Source organism: Pseudomonas sp. 05N433, assembly GCF_056396925.1.
On the sequence record NZ_JBFTML010000074.1, the window covers coordinates 21,810 to 45,956 of the forward strand.

At 60.2% G+C, this 24,147-nt stretch carries 27 protein-coding genes; 15 read left to right on the forward strand and 12 right to left on the reverse strand.

Annotated elements, in window-relative coordinates:
* The first annotated feature begins 2 nt into the window (after window positions 1-2).
* Together serS and cysG are read left to right on the forward strand one after the other, a co-directional pair.
* A complete protein-coding gene (gene serS / locus AC1DIS_RS27415) occupies window positions 3-1,283 on the forward strand; it encodes a serine--tRNA ligase (protein ID WP_018925530.1) in 1,281 nt (426 codons plus the stop codon).
* A complete protein-coding gene (gene cysG / locus AC1DIS_RS27420; RefSeq protein ID WP_477743703.1) occupies window positions 1,284-2,678 on the forward strand; it encodes a siroheme synthase CysG in 1,395 nt (464 codons plus the stop codon).
* Between the two features lie 55 nt (window positions 2,679-2,733).
* On the opposite strand, the gene AC1DIS_RS27425 is transcribed toward cysG, so the two are convergent.
* From AC1DIS_RS27425 to AC1DIS_RS27460, 8 genes are all read right to left on the reverse strand, one after another.
* Window positions 2,734-3,735 (reverse strand): glutathione S-transferase family protein, encoded by a 1,002-nt coding sequence (locus AC1DIS_RS27425; protein WP_018925532.1) that lies wholly within the window; start codon window positions 3,733-3,735, stop codon window positions 2,734-2,736.
* 90 nt (window positions 3,736-3,825) lie between these two features.
* Entirely contained in the window at window positions 3,826-4,827 is a 1,002-nt protein-coding gene (locus tag AC1DIS_RS27430) for a glycosyl transferase family protein (RefSeq protein WP_477743702.1), read from the reverse strand.
* Window positions 4,824-5,159 (reverse strand): TusE/DsrC/DsvC family sulfur relay protein, encoded by a 336-nt coding sequence (locus AC1DIS_RS27435; RefSeq protein WP_018925534.1) that lies wholly within the window; start codon window positions 5,157-5,159, stop codon window positions 4,824-4,826. Before AC1DIS_RS27435 ends, AC1DIS_RS27430 begins: the two co-directional genes overlap by 4 nt.
* Entirely contained in the window at window positions 5,156-5,449 is a 294-nt protein-coding gene (tusB, locus tag AC1DIS_RS27440) for a sulfurtransferase complex subunit TusB (protein WP_477781205.1), read from the reverse strand. Before tusB ends, AC1DIS_RS27435 begins: the two co-directional genes overlap by 4 nt.
* A complete protein-coding gene (gene tusC, locus AC1DIS_RS27445; RefSeq protein ID WP_028941281.1) occupies window positions 5,449-5,811 on the reverse strand; it encodes a sulfurtransferase complex subunit TusC in 363 nt (120 codons plus the stop codon). Before tusC ends, tusB begins: the two co-directional genes overlap by 1 nt.
* 1 nt (window position 5,812) lies before the next feature.
* On the reverse strand, window positions 5,813-6,205 hold the full coding sequence (gene tusD, locus AC1DIS_RS27450) for a sulfurtransferase complex subunit TusD (RefSeq protein WP_026345734.1): 393 nt from the start codon (window positions 6,203-6,205) through the stop codon (window positions 5,813-5,815).
* A 98-nt stretch (window positions 6,206-6,303) separates the two neighbouring features.
* Window positions 6,304-6,633, reverse strand: a complete 330-nt coding sequence (locus tag AC1DIS_RS27455) for a DUF6388 family protein (protein WP_305409374.1) — start codon at window positions 6,631-6,633, stop codon at window positions 6,304-6,306.
* A gap of 18 nt (window positions 6,634-6,651) precedes the next feature.
* Window positions 6,652-6,900, reverse strand: coding sequence for a hypothetical protein (locus AC1DIS_RS27460; protein ID WP_007941139.1), 249 nt, complete (start codon window positions 6,898-6,900; stop codon window positions 6,652-6,654).
* A gap of 147 nt (window positions 6,901-7,047) precedes the next feature.
* Between AC1DIS_RS27460 and AC1DIS_RS27465 the strand changes: the two genes are divergently transcribed.
* The gene (locus AC1DIS_RS27465) at window positions 7,048-7,398 is read left to right on the forward strand and encodes a hypothetical protein (protein ID WP_477743701.1); all 351 of its coding nucleotides are present in this window, start codon (window positions 7,048-7,050) and stop codon (window positions 7,396-7,398) included.
* A 61-nt stretch (window positions 7,399-7,459) separates the two neighbouring features.
* On the opposite strand, the gene AC1DIS_RS27470 is transcribed toward AC1DIS_RS27465, so the two are convergent.
* Window positions 7,460-7,885 carry a GNAT family N-acetyltransferase gene (locus AC1DIS_RS27470; protein WP_258612359.1) on the reverse strand — a complete coding sequence of 142 codons (426 nt, stop codon included), beginning with the start codon at window positions 7,883-7,885 and terminating at the stop codon, window positions 7,460-7,462.
* Between the two features lie 121 nt (window positions 7,886-8,006).
* Here AC1DIS_RS27470 and AC1DIS_RS27475 point away from each other — a divergent pair, with 121 nt between their 5' ends.
* The 4 genes from AC1DIS_RS27475 (at window position 8,007) to AC1DIS_RS27490 (ending at window position 10,711) form a co-directional block, all read left to right on the forward strand.
* Entirely contained in the window at window positions 8,007-8,444 is a 438-nt protein-coding gene (locus tag AC1DIS_RS27475) for a hemerythrin domain-containing protein (RefSeq protein WP_477781206.1), read from the forward strand.
* A 187-nt stretch (window positions 8,445-8,631) separates the two neighbouring features.
* Window positions 8,632-9,225 (forward strand): NUDIX domain-containing protein, encoded by a 594-nt coding sequence (locus AC1DIS_RS27480; RefSeq protein WP_018925541.1) that lies wholly within the window; start codon window positions 8,632-8,634, stop codon window positions 9,223-9,225.
* Between the two features lie 122 nt (window positions 9,226-9,347).
* Window positions 9,348-9,887, forward strand: coding sequence for a kinase inhibitor (locus AC1DIS_RS27485; RefSeq protein WP_477743700.1), 540 nt, complete (start codon window positions 9,348-9,350; stop codon window positions 9,885-9,887).
* A 5-nt stretch (window positions 9,888-9,892) separates the two neighbouring features.
* Window positions 9,893-10,711, forward strand: coding sequence for a helix-turn-helix transcriptional regulator (locus AC1DIS_RS27490; protein ID WP_477743699.1), 819 nt, complete (start codon window positions 9,893-9,895; stop codon window positions 10,709-10,711).
* A 63-nt stretch (window positions 10,712-10,774) separates the two neighbouring features.
* Here the strand turns inward: AC1DIS_RS27490 and AC1DIS_RS27495 are convergent, their stop codons facing one another.
* On the reverse strand, window positions 10,775-11,485 hold the full coding sequence (locus AC1DIS_RS27495) for a pirin family protein (protein ID WP_477781207.1): 711 nt from the start codon (window positions 11,483-11,485) through the stop codon (window positions 10,775-10,777).
* A gap of 226 nt (window positions 11,486-11,711) precedes the next feature.
* Between AC1DIS_RS27495 and AC1DIS_RS27500 the strand changes: the two genes are divergently transcribed.
* Window positions 11,712-12,662, forward strand: coding sequence for a GlxA family transcriptional regulator (locus tag AC1DIS_RS27500; protein ID WP_018925545.1), 951 nt, complete (start codon window positions 11,712-11,714; stop codon window positions 12,660-12,662).
* A gap of 184 nt (window positions 12,663-12,846) precedes the next feature.
* Window positions 12,847-14,325 (forward strand): ATP-binding protein, encoded by a 1,479-nt coding sequence (locus AC1DIS_RS27505; protein WP_477743698.1) that lies wholly within the window; start codon window positions 12,847-12,849, stop codon window positions 14,323-14,325.
* Here the strand turns inward: AC1DIS_RS27505 and AC1DIS_RS27510 are convergent.
* The gene (locus AC1DIS_RS27510) at window positions 14,290-17,094 is read right to left on the reverse strand and encodes an ATP-binding protein (protein ID WP_477743697.1); all 2,805 of its coding nucleotides are present in this window, start codon (window positions 17,092-17,094) and stop codon (window positions 14,290-14,292) included. The genes AC1DIS_RS27505 and AC1DIS_RS27510 overlap by 36 nt on opposite strands.
* A 343-nt stretch (window positions 17,095-17,437) precedes the next feature.
* Here AC1DIS_RS27510 and AC1DIS_RS27515 point away from each other — a divergent pair, with 343 nt between their 5' ends.
* Window positions 17,438-18,013, forward strand: coding sequence for a flavodoxin family protein (locus tag AC1DIS_RS27515; RefSeq protein ID WP_018925548.1), 576 nt, complete (start codon window positions 17,438-17,440; stop codon window positions 18,011-18,013).
* 32 nt (window positions 18,014-18,045) lie between these two features.
* Window positions 18,046-18,870, forward strand: coding sequence for an alpha/beta fold hydrolase (locus AC1DIS_RS27520; RefSeq protein ID WP_477743696.1), 825 nt, complete (start codon window positions 18,046-18,048; stop codon window positions 18,868-18,870).
* A gap of 22 nt (window positions 18,871-18,892) precedes the next feature.
* On the opposite strand, the gene AC1DIS_RS27525 is transcribed toward AC1DIS_RS27520, so the two are convergent.
* Window positions 18,893-19,357 (reverse strand): helix-turn-helix domain-containing protein, encoded by a 465-nt coding sequence (locus AC1DIS_RS27525; protein ID WP_018925550.1) that lies wholly within the window; start codon window positions 19,355-19,357, stop codon window positions 18,893-18,895.
* 279 nt (window positions 19,358-19,636) lie between these two features.
* Between AC1DIS_RS27525 and AC1DIS_RS27530 the strand changes: the two genes are divergently transcribed.
* The 4 genes from AC1DIS_RS27530 to AC1DIS_RS27545 all read left to right on the forward strand — a co-directional run.
* Entirely contained in the window at window positions 19,637-20,632 is a 996-nt protein-coding gene (locus AC1DIS_RS27530) for an MBL fold metallo-hydrolase (RefSeq protein ID WP_477743695.1), read from the forward strand.
* A 47-nt stretch (window positions 20,633-20,679) separates the two neighbouring features.
* Window positions 20,680-21,603, forward strand: a complete 924-nt coding sequence (locus tag AC1DIS_RS27535; RefSeq protein WP_111454050.1) for a LysR family transcriptional regulator — start codon at window positions 20,680-20,682, stop codon at window positions 21,601-21,603.
* Between the two features lie 138 nt (window positions 21,604-21,741).
* Entirely contained in the window at window positions 21,742-23,511 is a 1,770-nt protein-coding gene (locus AC1DIS_RS27540; RefSeq protein ID WP_477743694.1) for a hypothetical protein, read from the forward strand.
* A 369-nt stretch (window positions 23,512-23,880) separates the two neighbouring features.
* Window positions 23,881-24,147 (forward strand): DUF6124 family protein (locus tag AC1DIS_RS27545; protein WP_477781208.1); only part of this gene is annotated, 267 nt, incomplete at its 3' end.

Genomic DNA, 24,147 nt, shown 5'->3' on the forward strand with positions numbered 1-24,147 from the left:
ACATGCTCGATTCCAAACTGTTACGTAGCAACCTTCAGGACGTAGCGGACCGCCTGGCATCCCGTGGCTTTGCCCTGGATGTTGCGCGCATCGAAGCGCTGGAAGAACAGCGCAAGACCGTCCAGACCCGCACCGAAGCTCTGCAGGCTGAACGTAACGCGCGCTCCAAATCCATCGGCCAGGCCAAGCAGCGCGGCGAAGACATCGCGCCGCTGATGGCGGATGTCGAGCGCATGGCGGGCGAGTTGAGCGCCGGTAAAGTCGAGCTGGACGCGATCCAGACCGAGCTGGATTCGATCCTGCTGGGCATTCCGAACCTGCCGCACGAATCGGTGCCGGTCGGCGATGATGAAGAAGGTAACGTTGAAGTGCGCCGTTGGGGCACGCCGAAGGCGTTCGACTTCCCGGTTCAGGACCACGTGGCCCTGGGTGAGAAGTTCGGCTGGCTGGATTTCGAAACCGCCGCCAAACTGTCCGGCGCCCGTTTCGCCCTGCTGCGCGGCCCGATTGCTCGCCTGCACCGTGCACTGGCGCAGTTCATGATCAACCTGCACATCAACGAACACGGTTACGAAGAAGCTTACACGCCTTATCTGGTACAAGCGCCGGCCCTGCAGGGCACCGGTCAGTTGCCGAAATTCGAAGAAGACCTGTTCAAGATCAGCCGCGACGGCGAAGCCGATCTGTACCTGATTCCGACCGCTGAGGTGTCGCTGACCAACATTGTGGCTGGCGAAATCGTCGATTCGAAACTGCTGCCGATCAAGTTCGTGGCACACACGCCGTGCTTCCGCAGCGAGGCTGGCGCGTCGGGTCGCGACACTCGCGGGATGATCCGTCAGCACCAGTTCGACAAGGTCGAGATGGTCCAGATCGTTGAGCCGTCGACCTCGATGCAAGCGCTGGAAAACCTGACCGCCAACGCCGAGAAAGTCCTGCAACTGCTGGAGCTGCCATACCGCACCCTGGCGCTGTGCACCGGCGACATGGGCTTCAGCGCGGTCAAGACCTACGACCTGGAAGTGTGGATTCCGAGCCAGGACAAGTATCGCGAGATTTCGTCGTGCTCCAACTGTGGCGACTTCCAGGCCCGCCGTATGCAAGCGCGTTTCCGCAACCCGGAAACAGGCAAGCCTGAGCTGGTGCACACCCTGAACGGTTCCGGCCTGGCGGTCGGTCGTACCCTGGTGGCGGTACTCGAGAACTATCAGCAGGCCGACGGTTCGATCCGTGTCCCTGAAGTGCTCAAGCCGTACATGGGTGGCCTTGAGGTCATCGGCTAAATGGACTATCTGCCGCTGTTCCATAACCTTCGCGGCAGTCGTGTGTTGGTCGTCGGCGGGGGGGAGATTGCCTTGCGCAAATCCCGCCTGCTGGCCGAAGCCGGTGCGCTGCTGCGGGTGGTCGCACCTGAAATCGAACCGCAGTTGCGTGAGCTGGTAGCCGGCAGCGGTGGCGAGTGCCTGGTGCGTGGCTACGTCGAGGCGGATCTGGATGGTTGCGGGCTGATCATCGCCGCCACCGACGATGAACCGCTGAACGCGCAAGTCTCCGCCGATGCCCATCGGCGTTGCGTGCCGGTCAACGTGGTGGACGCGCCGGCCCTGTGCAGCGTGATCTTCCCGGCGATCGTCGACCGTTCGCCGCTGATCATTGCCGTGTCCAGTGGCGGCGATGCGCCGGTGCTGGCGCGGTTGATTCGCGCCAAGCTGGAAACCTGGATTCCTTCCGCTTACGGTCAACTGGCCGGTCTGGCGGCGCGTTTCCGCAACCAGGTCAAAGGCCTGTTTCCGGATGTGCAGCAGCGTCGGGCGTTCTGGGAGGATGTGTTCCAGGGCCCGATTGCCGACCGGCAACTGGCCGGGCAGGGCGCCGAGGCCGAGCGCTTGATGCTGGCCAAAATCAATGGCGAAGCCCCTGTGGCCACCGGTGAGGTCTATCTGGTGGGCGCCGGGCCGGGTGACCCCGACTTGTTGACCTTCCGCGCCTTGCGCCTGATGCAGCAAGCCGACGTGGTGCTGTATGACCGTCTGGTGGCGCCGGCGATTCTGGATTTGTGCCGTCGCGATGCCGAGCGGGTCTACGTCGGCAAGCGCCGCGCCGATCACGCCGTGCCTCAGGAACAGATCAACCAGCATTTGGTGGATCTGGCCAAGGCCGGCAAGCGCGTGGTGCGCTTGAAGGGTGGCGATCCGTTCATTTTCGGGCGTGGCGGCGAAGAGATCGAAGAACTGGCGGCCCATGGCATCCCGTTCCAGGTCGTGCCGGGCATTACCGCTGCCAGCGGTTGCGCGGCGTATGCCGGGATTCCGCTGACTCACCGCGATTACGCGCAGTCAGTGCGGTTTGTCACCGGGCACCTCAAGGACGGTTCCACCGATTTGCCGTGGGCCGACCTGGTCGCGCCGGCGCAAACCCTGGTGTTTTACATGGGGCTGGTGGGCTTGCCGATCATCTGCGAGCAGTTGATCAAGCACGGTCGCGCGGCTGATACCCCGGCGGCGTTGATCCAGCAGGGCACCACGGTCAATCAGCGGGTATTTACCGGCACCCTGGCCGACCTGCCACGGCTGGTGGCGGAGCATGAAGTGCATGCGCCGACACTGGTGATCGTTGGGGAAGTGGTGCAACTGCGCGAGAAACTGGCGTGGTTCGAAGGGGCTCAGGCGCAGGTCTGAATACCGAGTCGCTTTCATGTGATCGTTCCCACGCAGAGCGTGGGAACGATCAACCTCAGGCCTTGCGCCAAACCCCTTTCCCGCTCAACCGCCCCCGATCATGTGCCCCGGTGAAATCCTGCGCCGGCCCTTTCGGCACAATCCCGGTCGGATTGATGGTCTTGTGGCTACCATAGTAGTGGTTCTTGATGTGGGTGAAATCCACCGTCTCGGCAATCCCGGGCCACTGATAAATCTCCCGTAGCCAGTTCGACAGGTTCGGATAATCGGCAATCCGCCGCAGATTGCATTTGAAGTGGCCGTGATACACCGCATCAAAACGAATCAGCGTGGTGAACAGGCGAATATCCGCTTCGGTCAGGTATTCACCCGTCAGGTAACGGTTCGCGCCCAGCAGTTGCTCCAGCCGATCCAGCTCGGCAAACAACTCATCGAACGCCTCTTCATAAGCCTGCTGCGAGGTGGCAAACCCGGCGCGATAGACGCCGTTGTTCACTGCTGGATAAATCCGCTCGTTCAGGGCGTCGATTTCGCTGCGCAGCGGTGCCGGGTAGAAATCCAGGTCATTGCCGGTCAAGTCATCGAACGCACTGTTGAACATGCGGATGATCTCCGCCGATTCATTGCTGACGATGCGGTTGGTCTGTTTATCCCACAACACCGGCACGGTGACGCGGCCGGTGTAGTCGGCGGTATCGGCGGTGTAGCGCTGGTGCATGAAATTGAAATGATCGAGCTTGTCGCCGGTCGATCCGAGGTTTTTATCGAAGGTCCAGCCGTTTTCCAGCATCAACCAGCTGACCACCGACACGTCGATCAGGCTTTCAAGGCCTTTGAGTTTGCGCAGGATCAGCGTGCGGTGGGCCCACGGGCAGGCGAGGGACACATAGAGATGATAGCGACCGGCCTCGGCGGCAAAACCACCGACGCCGCTCGGGCCTGGCTTGCCATCGGCAGTCAGCCAGTTGCGACGCTGCGCCTGTTCACGCTGGAACGCGCCATCCTTGCTGCTTTGGTACCACTGATCCTGCCAGCGACCTTCGACTAACAAACCCATGTGCCTGACTCCTCAACCTATAAGCGTTGGAGAGGAGTCTATGCGCATAGGTTCGAACAAAAAGCGCAAAGGTTGGGCTGTTATGATCGACTAAATCGATCGGTCCCGGGCGTCCCAATATTGCTGGGCGGTTTCGAAGGCTTGTTCGCGGGGCTGGCCGAGGCCGCGCAAGGCCAGGGCCATGGTCGAGATCAGCGCCATTTGCGGGTAGCTGTCGACCACGTCGCCACGCCATACGGCTTTCAAGTGCTCCGGGTCCAGGCTCGCCGGTTTGACGTGGCGCTGGCTCGACAGCTGCGGCCATTCTTCATCCCAGCTTTCGCCGCCGGTGGTGCCATACAGGTGACTGTCGGCGTCCGGGTTGATCTCAATCTCGCCGCCATCGCCCTTGACGACGATTGCCGTGTCCCCGAGCAGACCGCTGGCATCGCGATGCACCGCCTGGTAGCCGGGGTGGAAAATGCTTTGCAGGCCACAACGGGCGCCAAGCGGGTTGAGAATCCGCGCCAGGGAATGGATCGGCGAGCGCAGGCCCAGGGTGTTGCGCAGGTCGATCATTCGCTGAAGCTGGGGAGCCCAGTCCACCAATGGCATGAACGCCAGACCGCCCTGATCGAGGGCCGCACCGACCTGCTGCCAGTTGCGGCATAACGGTATGTTCAGCGTCTCGAGCAGTTGTTCACTGTAGAGCCGACCCGCCGTGTGCGCGCCGCCGCCGTGCATGAAGATGCGCACGCCGTTCTGCGCCAGGCACTTGGCCGCCAGCAGATACCACGGCAAATGCCGCTTCTTGCCTGCGTACGTCGGCCAGTCCAGATCGACCGCCAGCGCCGGTGGGTTCAGGCGTTCACGCAAGGCTTCGGTGAACCCGGCCATTTCCTCGGCGCTCTCTTCCTTGTGCCGCAACAGCATCAGGAACGCGCCGAGCTGGGTGTCCTCGACCTTGTCGTCGAGCACCATGCCCATGGCCTCGCGGGCTTCTTCGCGGGTCAGATCGCGGGCGCCGCGTTTGCCTTTGCCAAGGATCCGCACGAATTGGGCGAACGGGTGCTCGGCGGGCGTTTCGAGGGTCAGCGCTGGATAGTCGGTCATAAGCAATTCGTCGGTTTGGGCAGGCCCGCCAGTTTCGCGGCGAGTTTGGCAGGGGTGCCTTTGAACAGTCGGTTCAGGTGCAGGCTGTTGCCCTTGTCGGGGCCGAGCTTCAATGCGGTGTACTTGATCAGTGGGCGGGTGGCCGGGGACAACTGGAATTCGTCGTAGAAACTGCGCAGCAGTTCGAGGATTTCCCAATGTTCCGGGCTCAACTCGATGTCTTCGGCGGCGGCGAGGGCGGTGGCCACCTCGGTAGACCAGTCGCTCAGTTCCACCAGGAAGCCGTCCTTGTCCAGTTCAATGGCGCGGGCGCCAACGGTCAGGGATTTCATAGCCAACTGTTGACCTTGTCATAGTGAATCGACAGTTCGACGAAGGCCGGGTAGTCAATGGCACTGGCCCAGTCCGGAACTTGCAGAGCCCGGGCCTGCGCGTCTTCGGCCAGTACGAACAGTTTCAGGTTGCGAGCATGCAAAGAGCTGAATGGCGCGGTGCCTGGCTGCAGGGCATAGGCCGCATCGCCACTCAGCAGCAGCGCATCGTTGGGGCYGATCACGCGCAGGCAACTGCCCAGGCGCTCGTCGCCGAAAGGGGAATGAGACAACACATGCAAAGTCGACATCAGAGGGTGATCACCTGGTCGTAACGGTCAATAAGGGCGGTGATGTCCTGGGCGCTCAGTACCCGGGCTTCTTCAAGCGACAGACCTTTGGGGTCCAGGCCTCGGGCCGCTACGCTGTCAGCGCACACGAACAGATCTTCGACGCCAAACATCGGCAAGGCTTGCAGGTTGGCGCTCAGGTCTTTCTGCTGCAATGCCTTGGCGTCCTGTTTCGCAGCGAGCTGGAACACGCCGTCATCAAGAAACAGTAGCCCGATCGGCAGATCGAAGGCGCCGCCGGCCAATACAATGTCTAGCGCTTCGCGCGCATTCGGCCCGGACCACGGCGCCTGACGGCTGATAATCAGCAAGGATTTAGCCATCTCACGCGCCTCCGAAACAGATCAGGCGGTCAGCGTCCTGCACCGCGTCATGCAACTGGCCAAGGCCGGACAATTCCCACGGCGCGCCCACGGCGACCGCTTCACGCTGATAGCGCTGGGCTTCTTCCTCGTTCAGCACGCCACGACGCAGGGCGGCGGCGATGCAGACCACGCCATCGAGTTGATGCTCGCTGACAAAGGTGCGCCATTGCTTGGGCAAGTCCTGCTCATCCTGAGGAGTGACCACACTGCCGGACGCGTTGTAGACGCCATCCTGATAGAAAAACAGCCGGACAATCTCATGCCCGCCGGCCAGCGCGGCCTGGGCGAACAGCAAGGCACGGCGCGAGGAGGGCGCATGGGCGGCGGAAAACAGCGCTATGGCGAATTTCATGACGGACTCGATCAGCAAAACTGCGGCCATGATAAAGCTTTATCGGCAGGGCGGCGAAGGGCGTTTGCTCGCAGACCGAGTCGCTGCCATTGCGAGGATTATTTGGTCAGCCCATACAACTCGCAATACTCAAGCCAGTCCATGCCGGCCATCTCTGCAACTTCCTTGTGCACTTCCATGCGTTGGGCCTGATATTCCTCGGGCGTGGCGGTGGTCAGTTGCAGTGTCAGCTCCCAGGCAAACAAACCCAGGCGCTCGGCCTCGGCTTCGAACGCTTCATGCAAGCGTTCGTCGCGGTATTGCGCCACCGTCTCGCCTTTGGCCTGGGCGAGCAGGGGATTGAGATTGTCGAGCTCAAGACGCAGCTCAGGGCGTTCATCGAGAAACTTCCTCAGCGCCTGTTCGTGTTGCTGTTCGGTTGTCGCCATGGTCACTCCTTGAGGGGATTACGAAGACTGCTTTTTGCTCGCCTTGGCAGCCGCAGCCAGACACTCAAGGGCAAACTGCTCGGTGTAGGTCATCTGGATCGGCGTGGTTTCGCCTTTGACGGTTCTTTCGCCGTCGAGAATGTAACGAATCCGCTTGTCGGTGACGCCAATTCGCTTGGCGATCCAGGCCGGCGTCTGGCCGATCTGGCTGATCAGTTTGTCGGCGTAGTCGGTGGAGGGTTTGTAGAACTCGGCATTGGGTGTCATGGCTTTCCTGAAAAATGGGCGATGCGAGGCTATCGGCGCGACAGGGTGCGCGAATCGTTGCGCGGTGTCGCGGTATAAATGAAGTAAAGCAGAACGATACGCCGCGCCGCGGTGGTACAGTCCGCTTTTTCCTGATGAGCGAACGCAATGCGAATTCTGATGGTGGCGCTGGCCGCAACCTTGCTGGCGGGCTGCGCCGGATCGGCGATGAACGACGCCCGCACCAAAACCCCGTACAAAACCCTGACCTCGGACAAACCGGAAAAAGTCGTCGCCCAGTGCGTGCAGTTTGCCTGGCAGGACGAGGCGGTGTTCGGCGTCGATGCCGGTGCGTATTTGCAGCCGGGCAAGAAGGGCGGCTCGACGGTCTACACCCGTTCGGCCGAATCTTTCGTGGACGTGACCAGCGATGCTTCAGGCACGGCCTTGAGCTACTACGCCCAGCATGATGATTTTATTGCCAAGCGTCGTTTGGCGGCGTTGGCGACCTGCCTGTAAGAGGTTTATGAGGCAGTCCCCCTGTGGGAGCGAGCAGGCTCGCTCCCACAACGTTTGCGTTTTAATCAATCAAACGCTTCTGGAAAAAGAAACGCTTATGGCCTGGCGGATAATCGGCAATCTGCCCCAGTTCGCTGAAGCCGTGTTTTTTGTAGAACTCCGGCGCCTGGAAGTCGAAGGTGTCCAGCCAGATCCCGATGCACTCTTTCTCCCGCGCCAGGTCTTCGGCCATCTGCATCAGCTTCGAGCCCAGCCCTTGGCCCCGTGCCTGGGCCGGCACCGACAACAACTCAATGAAAAACCATTGGTAAAACACCCGGCCATAAAGCCCGCCGAGAATCTCGTCGTTGTCATCGCGCACCAGCAAGGCAATCTGCTCTGACACCGTGGGCCCGGCCTTTGAGGCGTTGTAGGCGCGCAGCGGTGTGAGGATTGCTTCGCGCTCTTCCTGAGTGGCGTTTGTCGACAGTTCAATTCGCAGGGTCATGGGCTACATCCATATGGCAAAGAGGGAGCCTATCGCGATCGCAGTTTGTTTGGAACTCCCGGGCGCGCCGGGAGGTCTAGCCTCAATAATGTCATTCGCAATGCACCCATGAGGACCGCCCGTGGATATCTTTGAAGCCTTGCGCGAAAGCCATGATCGCCAGCGTAGCTATGCCGTCGCCCTGATCAAGACCCACGGCGACACCCCGGAACGGCTAGAGGCTTACAAACAGCTCAAAGCCGAACTGCACGCCCACGCAACGGCCGAAGAACGCCATTTCTACATCCCGTTGATGGCATTCGACAATGGCATGGACCTGAGTCGCCACGCCATTTCCGAACACCATGAAATGGACGAAATGATGGAGGAACTGGACGAGACTGAGATGTCCAGCGCCGCTTGGCTGATCACTGCCAAAAAGCTCTCGGAAAAGGTCCATCRCCACCTGAAAGAGGAAGAGCAGAAGTTCTTTCAAATGGCCGGAAAACTGCTCGACAACAAGCAAAAGGAATCACTCGCCGGGCAATACCAGAAAGAATATAAAGCGCAGTTGCCCTGACCTGAAGCACACAATCATTTGTTGCTTTGGCGTGTAGGCCAATTGGATTTCAAGTAACACCGACCCTCTGAATCCGTTCTGAAGGATTGGACAGAGCGTTAGAAAAAAAGAAGCCCGGCAACCATGCCGGGCTTTTCTGTTTTCGCCTAACATGGACGTCTTCTGACGAAAATAGGGATGGATTGTCATGTCGAACACAGCCGAGCGGGTCAACATCATCGAGTCTCAGGTGTTGTCCCACAACTGGTATCTGCTGAAGAAAATCACGTTCGATTACCTGCGCAACAACGGCGACTGGCAGCGCCAGAGCCGCGAGGTCTACGACCGTGGCAACGGCGCGGCGATTCTGCTGTTCAACCGCGAGAAGAAAACCGTCGTGCTGACTCGCCAGTTCCGGTTGCCGGTGTTCGTCAACGGCCATGATGGTTTGTTGATTGAAGTGGCGGCGGGGCTGCTGGAAGGCGCTGCGCCTGAAGAGCGCATTCGCGCTGAAGCTGAGGAAGAAACCGGCTATCGCGTCCACCATGTGCAGAAGGTGTTCGAGTCCTACATGAGCCCCGGTTCGGTCACGGAGAAACTGCATTTCTTTATTGCCGAGTACGACGCCTCTTCGAAAGTCAGCGAGGGCGGTGGGCTGGAAGACGAAACCGAAGAACTGGAAGTGCTGGAGTGGAAATTCGACGACGCCCTTGAGGCGTTTTATCGCGGGGAGATCTGCGATGCCAAGACCATCATGCTGCTGCAGTATGCGGCGATGAAGGACATTTTCGGACCGGTCTGAGTCGGCGGGGTGTGCCTGGATCGAGAGAGCGTTCAGGCACAATGGTCGAGCGTTTCGGCACAGTAATCAGCCTTTGCTCTCTCTAGACTCGTGCTTCACGCCAAGACACCGATGAGGTCAYGATGAACATCCGAATTATCCTATCCGCATTGTCCATGGGGGTCGTCCTCACTGGGCACGCAGCCGACTTCTCGCTGACGAGCCAGGATATTGCTGAAAATCGCCCGCTGACCAGTCGCGAGGTATTCCAGGGTTTCGGTTGTGAAGGGGGAAATACGTCTCCGCAACTGTCCTGGTCCAACGCCCCGGCGGAGACTAAAAGTTACGCAATCACGGTCTATGACCCTGATGCGCCGACCGGCAGCGGCTGGTGGCATTGGACGGTGGTCAACTTACCGGCTTCAACCAAAAGTCTGCCAAGAGGGGTCGGTTCGAACCTGCCTGCCGGAGCCGTACAAGGACGAACCGATTATGGCCAACCGGGATTTGGCGGAGCGTGCCCTCCTGTGGGGGATAAGCCCCATCGCTATCAATTCACCGTATGGGCGTTGAAAGTCGACAAGTTGCCACTCGACAACCAAGCCAGCGGAGCCTTGGTGGGCTATATGCTCAATGCCAACGCCTTGGCCAAAGCGACCATCACTTCAACTTACGGACGTTAAGAACGATGCGCCCTTGTGACGGCATCCAGCACCGGGAAAACATTATCGATGCGTGTGTCATCCGGGCGCGGCAGCCTCATACCTTGCAACGGGTGCCGATCTTCGCGACCACCTTGTGTCGAGTGCGACAGGGGGAAAAACTGTTGCAATGGGATGACCGGGAGATGCGCGCTGGGCCGCAACATCTGATTCTGTTGCCGGCCGGGCGTGAGCTTGGTATCTCGAACTTCCCCGGTCTTCACGGTCACTACATCGCTGATGTCGTGACCTTTCCCGGTTCGACACTGCGCAACTTCAGCAGCCGATATGGCCGGCAGATCATGAATGGTCACCGTGCCCCGAAGACAGATCTGTGTGTTCCCCTGGACAGGCACACGACGCAGGCATGGGATCAGTTATTGGCCGCCATCAATGCGAACGCGCCGGATGCATTGCGCACCCACTATGGGGAAGCGGTTCTGCTCAGCCTGGGCCTCAATGGCCAGGCCGGACCGCTGCTGATGGATCGCAATGATCCACTGTGCGAGCGTGTGCAGCAGTTGCTGATGGGCAGCCCTGAGAGCGACTGGACGGTTGCGAGCGTCGCTCAACACCTGAATCTCGGTGAATCGACGTTGCGTCGCCAACTGGCCAATGAGGGGAGCAGCTTCAGGAATATTCTGGAAAGCGTTCGACTGGCGACCGCGTTGCAATGGTTGCAAACCACGTCTCGGCCCATCGGTGAAATTGCCGGTGCCAGCGGCTACGCCTCGGCCTCACGTTTTGCCGTGCGCTTTCGCTCACATTACGGCCTGTCGCCACGGGAATTGCGGGCGGCGATTTAGGTATTCCTGTGGCCTGTAGGAGCGAGGCTTGCCCGCGAAGAATGCGCCGCGGTTTTTCAGGTATTACGCGTCATCGTTCTTCGCGGGCAACACCAGCACCTCGGCATCCACGCCATTGCTCAAGGTCAGCACCTGTTCTTTGCGAACCCGTACGCCGTCGCCTTCCTGCAGCTGCAGGCCGTTCAGCTCGACACTGCCCCGCGCCACATGCACATAGGCGTAGCGATCGGCAGCCAGTTCCAGCGTGGCGCTTTCCTTGCCGTCGATCAGGCCGGCATACACCCGCGCATCCTGCCGGACTTTCAACGAGCCCTTGGCCCCATCCGGGGAGATGATCAACTGCAAGCGGCCGCGTTTTTTCTGGGTGCTGAAATGCTCTTGCTGATAACGCGGTTTGGCGCCGCTGACGTCAGGCACGATCCAGATTTGCAGGAAGTGCACCGGGCGTGTCGATGAGTGGTTGTATTCACTGTGCGCCACGCCACTGCCGGCACTCATCAGTTGCACGTCGCCAGGGCGGATCACCGAACCGGTGCCCAGCGTGTCCTTGTGTTCCAGCGCGCCTTCGAGCACGTAGGAGAAAATCTCCATGTCGCGATGAGGGTGCTGTCCAAAGCCTTTGCCTGCGGCTACGCGGTCGTCGTTGATCACCAACAGGTCGGAAAAGCCCTGTTCCCGTGGGTTGCGGTAGTTGGCAAAGGAAAAGGTATGGAACGACTTCAACCAACCGTGATTGGCCGCACCGCGATCCGAAGCTTTGCGAAGGGTCAGCATGATGAAATCTCCTGTCAGGACGTGAATTCGTCCGAGTGAGGAGAAGGTTAATGTTTACCTTAAAGTGCAGTAAGTAGATGAAAATTGAAATACTGTCTCGTTCAGGTTGACAGTTGTGTGAACGGGTTCATGTATGCTTGTTGTTACATGTGGCCATAATGTCGGGCGCCAGACCCGTGGGCGGCGCAATGGTATTGAACAGTTCTCTATTAGTGACCTTGAACCCATGAAAACCGTGGCAATGGTGTTGTTCCCAGACTTTCTCCTGCTCGACATGGCCGGCCCCATGGAAGTGTTTTCCATCGCCAATCGTTATCTGCAACCGGCGGACCGATACGAGCTGTTGACCATCGGCACCGTGCAGGGCGCATTGCGGGCCTCCAACGGCGTGAGCGTACTGGCGGATCTGCACATCGATCAGGCTAACGAGCACTATGACCTGTTGCTGGTGCCAGGCGGGCCGGGGGCCTACAACGAAAAGTATCCGCCGCTGCTCGACTGGCTTCGGGGAGCCATCAGCCGTGCTGACCGATACGGGTCGATCTGCACCGGCGCGTTCGTGCTCGGGCATGCCGGATTGCTGGACGGCTTTCGCGTGACCACTCACTGGCATTACACCGAACGACTGATCAAAGGCTTCCCCAAGGCTGTCGTCGAGACCGATCAGATTTTCGTGCAGGACCGCAACCTCATCACTTCCGGCGGTGTCACCGCCGGTATCGACCTGGCGCTGGCGGTGGTTGCCCAGGACCACGGCAAGAAAGTCGCCCAGGACGTCGCCAAAGTGCTGCTGGTGGTGATGAAACGCCAGGGCGGGCAGGCGCAGTTCAGTCCATTGATGGCCGCGGTGGGCCCCCAGGAAACGCCGGTCACCCGGGTGCAGAACCATGTGCTCGAACACCTCGACGAAGCGTTCGGTATCGAGCGTATGGCCAGTCTGGTGAACATGAGTGCGCGGCACTTCGCCAGGGTTTTCACCCGGGAAGTGAATATGACGCCGATGGAGTTTCTACAAAGCGCGCGCATCGATCACGCCAGGAATCTGTTGGAAACCAGCGAGCTGCCGCTCAAGACCGTAGCCTATAAAAGTGGCTTCGGCAGCGTGCGGCACATGCGATTTCTTTTCAGTGAAAAGCTCGGCCTGACCCCCACCCAGTACCGCGAGCAGTTCAGTTAACGCGCTGTTGTCCGTCGTGCGCACCGCGATGACCGTGACGCTCCTCCCATGGCCGTTGTACCGTCACCCATGCCTGCCAAGATACCCGTGAACTCTTTTTTGGGAGGTGCGGAGCCTGGATGGGCGGGATCGATGGAGCTTGCAGTTCCTTGAGCCGAGCCAGGTTTTCAGCATATGAACGTGCATGAACAACCTCAGAGAGATAAACAGTGACACGGTGCTGCGGTTCGGGCCCTACGCATTCCACTTGCATCAGCGGTTGATCCTGGACGGTGATCGGCCGCTGCGCATGGGCGGGCGAGCCCTGGACATTTTGCAGGTGCTGGTTGAGCACGCTGGTGCGGTGGTCAGCAAAGAGGCGCTGATTGCCCACGTATGGCCGACCTCGGTGGTCGAGGAAATCAACTTGCGCGTCCACATTGCCGCCCTGCGTCGAGCGCTCGGCGATGGGCCGAACGGGCAGCCTTATATCGTTAATATTCCCCAGCGCGGTTATAGCTTCATCGCCCCGGTGCAGCACGATCGGGCGGGCACGCCGGTGCTGGTCGAAACCGTGCACAAGCCTCAACACAACTTGCCTGCGCGGCTCACACCGGTGACCGGTCGCGACTCGATCGTCGGCAGCGTGGTTCGGCAGTTGCCGGTTCGACGCTTCATGACCCTGATCGGCCCTGCTGGCATCGGCAAGACCACCGTGGCGTTGCGCGTGGCCGAGTTGCTGTTGCAGCACTATCGGGATGGTGTCTGGATGGTTGACCTGGCGGCCATCGATGACCCGTCGCAGCTTGTCGATCATCTGTCGCGCACGCTGGAACTGGACATTGGCGCAAAGGCGTTGGCGCAACGGCATGCCTTGGTGGTGCTCGACAACTGCGAACACCTGCTCGAACGTTGCAGGACAGTGGTGGACGATCTGTTGGCCTCGGCACCTCGACTGTCGATCCTCGCCACCAGTCGCGAACCGCTGCGAGCAGCGGGGGAAACGCTGCTGCGGTTACCGCCCCTGACGGTGCCGCCAGCCTCGGTGATTTATAGCGTGGACGAGGCCATGGGGTATTCAGCGGTGCAGCTGTTGGTCAGCCGCGCCCGAGCCCGTCAGCAAGGGTTTGCCTTGCGTCAACAGGATCTGAAGGCTGTGCGTGAAATCTGTCGTCGGCTGGATGGCTTGCCCCTGGCCATTGAGCTGGCGGCGGCGCAGATCGATGCATTGGCGCTGGTGGGGTTGCAAGCGCAACTGGGTAACTGTTTTCAGCTGTTGAGCCAAGGTCGACGCACCGCCGTGCCACGGCATCAGAATCTCAAAGCCGCACTGGACTGGAGCTATGAACGGCTGAGCCCGTTGGAACAGATCGTGTTGCAGCGGCTGGCGGTGTTCAAGATGGCGTTCACCCAGGACGCAGCGATTGGCGTGGTCAGTGGCGCGATGTTGCTGCCCGCAAGCCTGGTTAACGTGGTGGAGAGTCTGGCGAATAAATCGCTACTGTCGGTGGAGCAGGGCAGCGGCGTGACGCGCTACCGTTTCCTCAATACCACGCGCACCTACGCCCTGGAGAAACTCGAAAACAGCGGTTACTTGCGTGCCTTCGAACTGCGTTATGAGCGCTACATCAGCCGGGCCCACGGGACATCAGTCGGGCAGGTCGTGCTGCAACTCGTCGAGTAACCGCCGGACTTTGATCAGGTCCGGTGTGGCGAAGCCTTCGGTGAAGCGCTGGTAAATCGGCGCCAGCAGCTCATGGGCTTGCCGGAAGTGGCCCTGACGCTGCCACAACTGGGCCAGCGATGTCGCACTGCGCAGTTCCCAGGCCAGCGCTCCCTGGTTTTTTGCCACGGCTAAAGCCTTGAGCAGCACCGCCTCGGCCGCGTCAGCACTGCTCGGGCAATCCTGCGCCAGTAACGCGTCGGCCCGAGCCCGCAGAATTTCTGCCGTGCTCCAGCCCGCCGCGCCGTTTTCGGCCCGCTCCAGCAACGCATCATCGATGAAACGGCTGCCCAGAGTGACCATGATTTCCTTGACCAACCCGGTGTCCGTTCGCGGGGATGAGGGCGCATCAGTTCCGTCGATCACCTGCGCGTAATGTTTGGCCCAGGTGTAGAACAGCAACACCGAGTGTTTCTTCGCCTGCTCAAGCAGCAAGGCCAGGAGCTCGCGGGCGACCGGCGTGTTGCCGTTGTAGTGCGCGATCAGGCAACCGGACAGCGCCAGGGTGTAGCAGATGGACGTGCCATGATTGATTTGCATCGCGATGTCGAGCGCCTGTCGTGCGGTATGCCAGGCTTTTTCCGGGAGCCCTTGCAGCCAGAGAATGCGCGCCAGAATCGTCAGGGCCGCCACGCTCTGGTCGTATTGCACGCCAAAGCCATGGGTGAAGCGGTTGAGCTGGCCGCTCTGGGCCAGACGTTGAATGACCTGTTCGGCATTCTCCCGCGCCAGTGCCTGATCCCCGGCAAAATGCAGGGCCAGGACCCGCAAGCGTTGGGTGCTGAGGGCCGTCATCGCGTCGTCGTGCGGCCTCAACCGCTCGAATTGTCGGCTCTGCTCCAGGGCCAGTTGGTAGTTGCCGCAACTGAGATCAACCGCCAGGTGCCCGGAAATCGCTTTGAGCTGACCGGCCATATCGTTGCAGTGTTCGGCCAGGTGTTTGGCGCTGACGAAGGCTTCGACGGCTTCGGTGCTATTGCCCTGGGTGTGGTAGCAGGAACTGCCGAGGGCAAGCTTGAGGTTCATGGTCAAACGCGGACAGGGCTGGTGCGTCGTTTCGAGCAACGCCAGGGCTTTGCGCACGTACGCGTCGTATTCCTTCAGCAGCGACAGCTCTTGCCAGAGCGGTGCCGAGGTCGCGGCGAGACGGATGGCCAAGGCCTGCGGCCCTTGAGCGTTCAAGCCCCAATCCAGGACTGCACGAATGTCGTCCAGGCTGCGGGCGTAACGCTCGGTCCAGCGCTCGCTCTGGGTGTGTTCCCATTCACTTTGCGCCTGCTGCATCAAGGCCAGGCAGCATTCGGCGTGGCGCTCTCGGGTGTCCGCCAGCTCTTGGGCCTGGTCGAGTTTTTCCAGTGCGTAGCCACGTGTGGTGTCGAGCAGACGGTAGAACACTTCTTCATCGCCGACTTCCACGTTCAGCAATGACTTGGCCACCAATTGGGTAATCGAGGCAAACACCACATCGGGCTCGACGTACTGGCCGACAATCACGGCAGCCGCCGATTCCAAGGTAAAAGCGCCCCGGAATATCCCCAGTCGGCGCAGGCACGTCTGCTCGCAGGCATTGAGCAGTTCGAAGCTCCAGTCCAGCGTGGCGCGCAGGGTCTGATGGCGGCCCATGGTGGTCGGGCAGCCTTGGGCGAGCAGGCGAAAGCTGTCTTGCAGTTGCGACAGCAAGCCGCTCAAACCCAGGTTGCCGACCTGCGCCGCTGCCAGTTCGATCGCCAACGGAATGCCGTCCAGACGTCGGCAGATTTCAATCGCCAGCGGCAGATCGGCTTCGCTCAGTTCGAAGCTGTCGTGGCTGGCCATCGCCCGCTCGACAAACAATTGCAGSGCCGAAAASGTCAGGGCCTGRGCGCGGTCSAGCACGGCGATGGGCGGCGGGCAGTCCAGTGATTCCAGGCGCTGCACGTATTCGCCTTCGGCCCGCAGGCTTTCGCGACTGGTAGCCAGAATGTGCACTTGGGGCGCCGCGCGCAGGATGCTTTCGCTGAGCAACGCAATGGCATCGATCAGGTGTTCGCAGTTGTCGATGACCAGCAGCATCTGCCGTTCGCGCAAGCATGTGGCGAGCCCGTTCATGGGGTCGGCGTCATGCAACGGCAAGCCCAGCGCTGTCGCCAGGTGCGCGCCGATCATCAAAGGGCAGTTGATCGGTGCCAGGTCCACCAGGCGAATGCCGTCTCGATAGCGACCGATCAGTTGCTCGGCGACGCGCAGCGCCACGGTCGTCTTGCCGATCCCGCCGGGGCCCACGAGGGTGATGAAACGTTGCTGTGAGAGTTGCGCCAGCAGTCTGTCGACCAGGGCCTGACGGCCGATCATGCGAGTCCGGCGCACCGGCAGGTTATGGCCGCCCGGTTCATTGGCGTCGTTTTGGGGATGTTGTTCGATGGACTCCAGGGAAAACGGCGCGACAAAACTGTAGCCGCGCTGGGCGACGGTGACGATGTAACGCTGGCCGGCCTGACCGTCACCGAGGGCTTTGCGCAGTGCCGCCATGTGCACGCGCAGGTTGGTGTCTTCCACTACGCTTTTGGGCCAGACCCGCGCGATCAGTTGCTGCTTGCTCACCACCTGGCCTGCGTGCTCCAGCAACATCAACAGAATGTCCATGGCTTGCCTGCCCAGGCGCAGGGGCTGGTCGGCCTCCATTACCAGGCGTTGGCCAGGGTAGATCCGGTAGGGGCCGAAATGGATGGCCTGTTCGGGGGTAAGGGTCAACGGGTCACTCCTGCTTGCGTCCGTCTATCGCGCGGTATCCAGGCATATTCCTAAGGTTTTTTCGGTAGCGCAACGTGGCGTCATACATCTCGGCAGCAGGTGCAACGGCTGCGGCCTTGCCGTCGGTGCCCGGCGGCCCCGTATTTATTGGACTCAGCGCTGGTGAACGGCACGCCGTGGCCATGGGTGTACGGCAGAAAATTAACAACGTTTAACTCGTACCGATCCGGTCTACGCTCAAAAATCCATTTCTTCAAGTAGCCGAAGGTATCGGCCTTTTTGCAACAGAAAGTGCAACAAAAAGCGTGCCGCAAAAAGGACGAACACTTCTGGAGGAGCCGGAATGAGCAACGTGGTGGTGGTCTATCACAGTGGTTACGGGCACACCCGGGTCATGGCCGAAGCCGTGGGCCTGGGGGTGGAACGACACTTGGGCAGCACCTGTCGGCTGATTCCGGTGGAGGAAGTGGACGATCACTGGGAGCGCTTGCACCGTGCCGATGCAATCATCTTCGGCGCCCCCACCTACATGGGCAGCGCCTCGGCAGCCTTCAAGGGTTTCATGGAGGCCACCGCCTCGTTCTACCTGGCCCAGCCCTGGCGCGACAAGCTCGCTGCCGGGTTTACCAACTCCGGATGCCTGTGTGGCGACAAGCTCAATACCTTGCTGCAGATGGCGGTGTTCGCCGCCCAGCACTCGATGATCTGGGTCGGCCTCGACCTGCTGCCGGCGCGCAGCAGCCTCGGCCTGTTCGACGGGCAGTTGAACCGGCTCGGCAGTTCGCTGGGGGCGATGGCCCAATCGAACGTCGAGCAATCCCCCGAATTTGCTCCGCCCCTGGAAGACCGCCGCACCGCCGCACATTTGGGCGAGCGGGTGGCGCGCCTGGCCGAACGCCTGGCTCAAACCTCTTGTTAATCGTCGTAAACCCATGCATCAGGAGAGTCGTAATGAGCACCTTTACTACCCGAGACGGCACCGAGATTTACTACAAGGACTGGGGCACCGGTCAGCCGATCGTCTTCAGCCACGGTTGGCCGTTGAACGCCGACAGTTGGGAGTCGCAGATGATCTTCCTGGCCTCCAAAGGCTACCGGGTCATCGCCCATGACCGCCGTGGTCACGGTCGTTCGAGCCAGCCATGGTTCGGCAACGAAATGGATACTTACGCCGATGACCTGGCGCAGTTGATCGAGCATCTGGATCTGCAAAACGCTGTGTTGTTCGGTTTCTCCACTGGCGGTGGCGAAGTGGCGCGCTACATCGGTCGCTACGGTACTGGACGCGTGGCCAAGGCCGGGCTGATTTCATCGGTGCCGCCGCAGATGCTCAAGACCGAGGCCAACCCGGGCGGCCTGCCGATGGAAGTGTTCGACGGTATTCGTCAGGCGTCTTTGGTCGACCGTTCGCAGTTGTACAAGGATCTGGCCAGCGGTCCGTTCTTCGGTTTCAACCGGCCGGGTGCCAAACCTTCGCAAGGCATGATCGACTGGTTCTGGCTGCAGGGCATGGCTTCCGGCCACAAGAATGCGTACGACTGCATCAAGGCGTTCTCTGAAACCGACTTCACCGAAGACCTGAAGAAGTTCGACGTGCCGACCCTCGTGGTGCATGGCGACGACGATCAGGTGGTGCCGATTGAAGCCTCGGGCATCGCCTCGGCAAAACTGGTCAAGGGCTCCACATTGAAAGTCTATCCGGGAGCTCCACACGGCCTGACCGATACCCACAAGGATCAACTCAACGAAGATCTGCTGACGTTCATCAAGGGCTGATCAAAATCAAAGGCGCCGGCGCCTACAGGGACATGTGAGCACCTGTAGGCGCTGGCGAAGGCTGCGATCTTTTGCTGTTGTGAGAGGGAAGAGTACGCATGGCACGGCAGCGCCAGGCAAACGGTGTGATGCCTTCGCTGCGGGTGAAGATATGGGAGAAATGCGCCTGGTCGCAGAAGCCACATTCCAGGCTGATTTGCGTCAGGGTCAGGTCGGTGTCCTGGATCAATTGTTTGGCTCGGGCAATGCGTTGCTGTCGGATCCAGTCCTGCGGCGAAACACCGGTGCTGCATTTGAACGCACGGGAAAAATGACTGCGCGACAGGGCACAGACCCGTGCCAGTTCGGTCACTTCCAGGGTGTCGTCGAGGTGGTCGAGGATCAGTTGCTTGACCAGAGTTTCGCGCCAGGGGCTAAGCCCCCCCGTGGTTTTTTTTTGCGTTTCAATGGCACACGCCTTGATCGCGTTTTGCTGAATGAGAGCCATGGCCAATGTCCGTGTCGATGGGCGCGCGCGGATGCACTGCACGGTGGGTCAGCACGTTCCCTTGTCTGAAAAACAAGTCTGCGCAGAAGGCTTCATTCTTGGCCGCGAGGACTTTGGCTTGCGAGTTAAACGTTGTTAATTCCGCAGTCAGGCTTAAGGGTGAAAATGCGGCAACTGAGCACATCACTGCAATTCGCGCCGATGCACGGTCATGCAAGATGGGCGACGTGTAGCGGCCTGGACTGGGCCGCTTTTTCTGGCTCGATCAAGGGTGATCTCATGAAGCATTCCCGCGTTTGCACGCTTGGCGGACTTGGCCTGGCATTGGCGCTGATGTCTGGCATCAGCCTGGCCCAGGCACCGGCTCAGGTGAACACTCAGGTGCCCGGTTACTACCGGCTCGCGGTGGGCGACTACGAGGTGACGGCGTTGTTCGATGGCTACAACGACCTGTCGCCCAAACTGCTCGAGGGGCTGACCCAAGACCAGATCCGCGCGTTGCTGGCTCGTCGTTCGATTGAAACGCCGGGGGTGCAAACCGCGTTCAATGCGTTTCTGGTGAATACCGGCAAACAATTGATTCTGGTGGATACCGGGGCAGGGCAGTGCATCGGTGCCACGGCGGGCCAACTGTCGGCGAACATGAAAGCCGCCGGTTACCAGCCGGAACAGGTCGATACCATCCTGCTCACYCACCTGCATCTGGATCATGTGTGCGGGTTGGTGGATGGGCAGCAAAAGCCCGTGTTCGCCAACGCAACGGTGTACGCGGCCAAGGCAGAAGCCGATTACTGGCTTGATCCCCAGGCCATGGCCAAGGCACCGGCCGGTGCCAGGGAATTCTTCAAGATCGCCCAGGACTCAACCGCGCCGTATATCGCGGCGGGCCGTTTCAAAACCTTTACTGCCGGGCAGTCGCCAGTGCCGGGCGTTGTCGATGCCGAGCTGGAGGCCGGGCACACACCGGGCAGTACCACGTATCGGTTCAACTCCCAGGGTCAGAGCATTCTGTTCATGGGCGATCTGGTGCATAACCTGGCGGTGCAGTTCGAGCATCCTGAGGTGTCAATTCGTTTCGACGTCGACAATCAGCAGGCGATCAAGAGCCGCGCCAAGGTGTTCAGCGATGCGGCGGCCAGCAAGATCTGGGTCACGGCGGCGCATTTGCCGTTTCCGGGTGTCGGCCATATCACCGCTGTGGACAAGCATTTCCAGTGGGTACCGATCGAGTACGGGCCTTACAAACGAGCGGCGAAAGTGCCGATGATCGAGTAAAGTCCGACACACTTGCGCCTGGCTGAACACAAAAGGGAACCGTGCCCATGAACCGTAACGATCTGCGCCGTGTCGACATGAACCTGCTGGTGATTTTCGAAGCGCTGATGTTCGAAAAGAACCTGACCCGAGTCGCCGAAAAACTGTTCATGGGCCAACCGGCGGTGAGCGCCGCACTGGGCCGGTTGCGTGATTTGTTCGACGATCCGTTGTTGCTGCGCAACGGTCGCGGCATGGAACCGACGGCGCGGGCGCTGGCGATTCTCAAGGAGCTGCAACCAGCGATGGACACCATCTCGGGGGCGGTCAGCCGGGCCAAGGAATTCGACCCGGCCAGCAGCTGCGATGTGTTTCGTATCGGGCTGTCGGACGACGCCGAGTTCGGGCTGTTTCCGCCGTTGCTGCGCCAGTTGCAGGAAGAGGCACCGGGGATCGTGGTTGTGGTACGCCGTGCCAATTATCTGTTGATGCCGACGTTGCTGGCGTCGGGGGAAATCTCGGTGGGGGTGAGTTACACCACGGATCTGCCGGCCAATGCCAAACGCAAAAAACTGCGCGACATTCCCTGCAAAGTCCTGCGCGGAGACAGCAGACCGGGGCCGCTGACGCTGGACGAATACTGCTCCCGCCCGCATGCCATGGTGTCGTTCTCCGGCGACTTGAGCGGCAACATCGACGTCGATTTGGCCAAGGTCGGCCGCACCCGCCGCGTGGTGCTCGGCGTACCGCAATTCAGTGGTTTGCGCGCGTTGCTCGCTGGCACGGAAATGATTGCCACTGTCCCGGACTATGCCGCGTGCGCGTTGGTGGAGGGCTGTGCCTTGCGCGCCGAAGATCCGCCGTTTCCCATTGATGCGGCGCAACTGTCGATGGCCTGGAGCGGGGTGCATGACAACGATCCTGCCGAGAAATGGCTGCGGTCGCGGATCAGCCAGTTCATGTCGGCCTCGCTGGATATTCCGGCTGTGTAAGGCGAAACCGCGCCGCGCCGTTCGTCCGAAACAGCCGCACACCTATAAGTTCTGACAGTAGCGCGTGCCCGCGCGTCGGTGTGTGATTCATTCAATGCTCTTTCGGGGGCCGGATCGATCATGCACAGGGACAGAACAATGAACATCGCTACCGCCACAGTGAACGCCGGCAGCCCACCGCCTCCTGTCATTCAGGAAAGCGCCAATCAGTCCCTCCTCAATCCGGTGGACGTGAGGAATACCCTCACGGTCGAGGTGACCGATCCGACGTTGCAGCCCACCGACCAGGTGAGTGTGGCCTGGACAGGTGCACCGGGCTCCGGAGCAAACGGCTCTCTCACTACGGCTTTCATCAACGCCGGTAACACTCGGCCGCTGGTGATTCGAATCCCGGTTTCGCTAGTACTCTTCAATCTGAGCCAGACGGTGACGGTGACTTACACCATCATTCGCGGCACCGCTGCACCCGTGACTTCAGAGCCACAGGTCGTGTACGTGCTGCCTCTGGCGCAACGCGATTTGCCTCGTCCCTTCATCACCCAGGCAGAACAGTCCGGGGAAGGTCCGATACTGGACATCAATGGCCTGACCGACATTACCCTGCGTATCAACGCGTGGCCCTTGAGCGCTCGGGGTCAATTCCTTTGGTTGTGGCTTGAGGGCAAGAACGCCGACGGCAGCGATTTCCGTATGAGGTACTGGAGTGCGCCGAGCAATGTCATCACTGACGAATTCATCCGTTTCGGTTTTTACGAGCGAAGCCACTCCGCCAATGCCTTGCAAGGGCTCAAGGACCGCAGCGTACTGACCCTGAAGTTGATGGTGGGGCTGCAAGGGAGCCCGGATGAGTCCCTTGCCCAGCCGTTTGCCCATCGAAACTATATCGTCCTGACAAACGCAGCGACCCCRCCCGCGATCTTGTCGGTCACCGGTCCCGACGGCCAGGACATCGCCGATGGCGCAGACACCCCTCACACTAGCGTTACGTTAAGCGGCAGTGCCGGGGCTGGCGGTGAAGTGGAAATTTTTGATGGGCCAACCCCCCAAGGCACGGTCATAGCTGTTGGTAGCGCCTGGACGTATAAGGTGGCTGTATTGACGGGCGGCTTGCACGTTTTCACGGTTAAGCTGGCGGATGGCAGTGGAGGGGCGTCCAGCCCATGGACAATCAACGTTGTGCTGCAAAACCTGGAGCTGACGATTGCAGAGGCGCCTGATAACGGCAATCTGGATCCTATTGCGGCATTGACGAGGCTGACGGCTGTCCTGGATTACAACATGCAGGCCGATGACAGGATCAGGGTCATCTGGACTGCTGCGCCAGGAACACCCGCTGCGGGCTCACACACCACCAATACCGTTCAGGCCGGCACTACCATCCGACCCAGGATAATCCAGCTGCCCGTTTCGCTGTTGGCTTTCAGCTTGGGCAAACGGGTGACGGTGAGCTTCGAATATGATCGCGGAACAGCACTCCCGGTGGTTTCACGGCCGCTTGTCCTGAACATCGGGACTATTCCGGCAAACTGGTTCGTCCCTCCGGTAATCACCCAGGCGAACGGTACGACGGTGCTGAATCTGGCCAATGTGCAAGCCGGGGCAACGCTCCTGTTTGGCGGTTGGCCGCTTATTGCCTCCGGTCAGCCGATCTGGCTGGATTTTGAGGGCCAGAACGCCAGTGGGGGCAGCCACAATCTCACCATGTGGACGGGCCCCAACTTCGCAGTCCATCGAAGTTGGGTGTTGAACGGCCGCTACAGCGTTACCGTTTTGTACAGTTATTTGAAGGATCTGGCGGAAGGCAGCCTGTTGTCCATTCACTTCAGGGTCAATTTGGATCAGGTCCCGAATCCGGCGACGGCGGTGGTCTTCGCCGCACGTCGGTACACCATTCGGGCCATTCCTTGAAGAAGGGCTGGCGGGAGGTGTGTTTAACGGCGTTTATCGTTACTTGATGAAAGCTACAGATCCTTGCGCCGTTGCCTACGACTGCGCCAGAATCCGCCGGCTTGTGCGCTTTGGGCCTGGTCTTTATCGTTTCCGTATCGCTGCCAATCAGCGATCGGGTTTAGCGACCTGAACAGGTATAAGCGCAACAACGCTCCGTCATATTGCAGGCATTCCATGTCTGCAGTTTCGATATGGTGGCTGTGCGCGGGAGGCCCTCGGGTCTGCCGGGTCTTATACCTCTCGGTTCGCTAACCTGCGTACAGCCGCCGCCCTTACTTGTTTAGCGACAGGTACTGGTGGTTCCATCAGGTATAACGGAGATTCACCATGTTCAAAGCCACACCTAATCCGCCAGCAACCGATGACGTTTCCCCCTACGATCCCCTCGATCCCAAAAAACTCAACGAAGCCGCCGAACGCGCCCTCGATCACTACCTCAAACCGTCTGACACCAAGTCCCCACGCAAACCGAGCACGATTTACACCGTCGCCCCGGACATCAACATCGAAGAGCTGCTGACCAATGCCTGCGAGTCCTTTGCCTCGGCCAAGGTGATCGCCAGTGACTGCGCCGGATTTCTGGAGGGGCCGCAG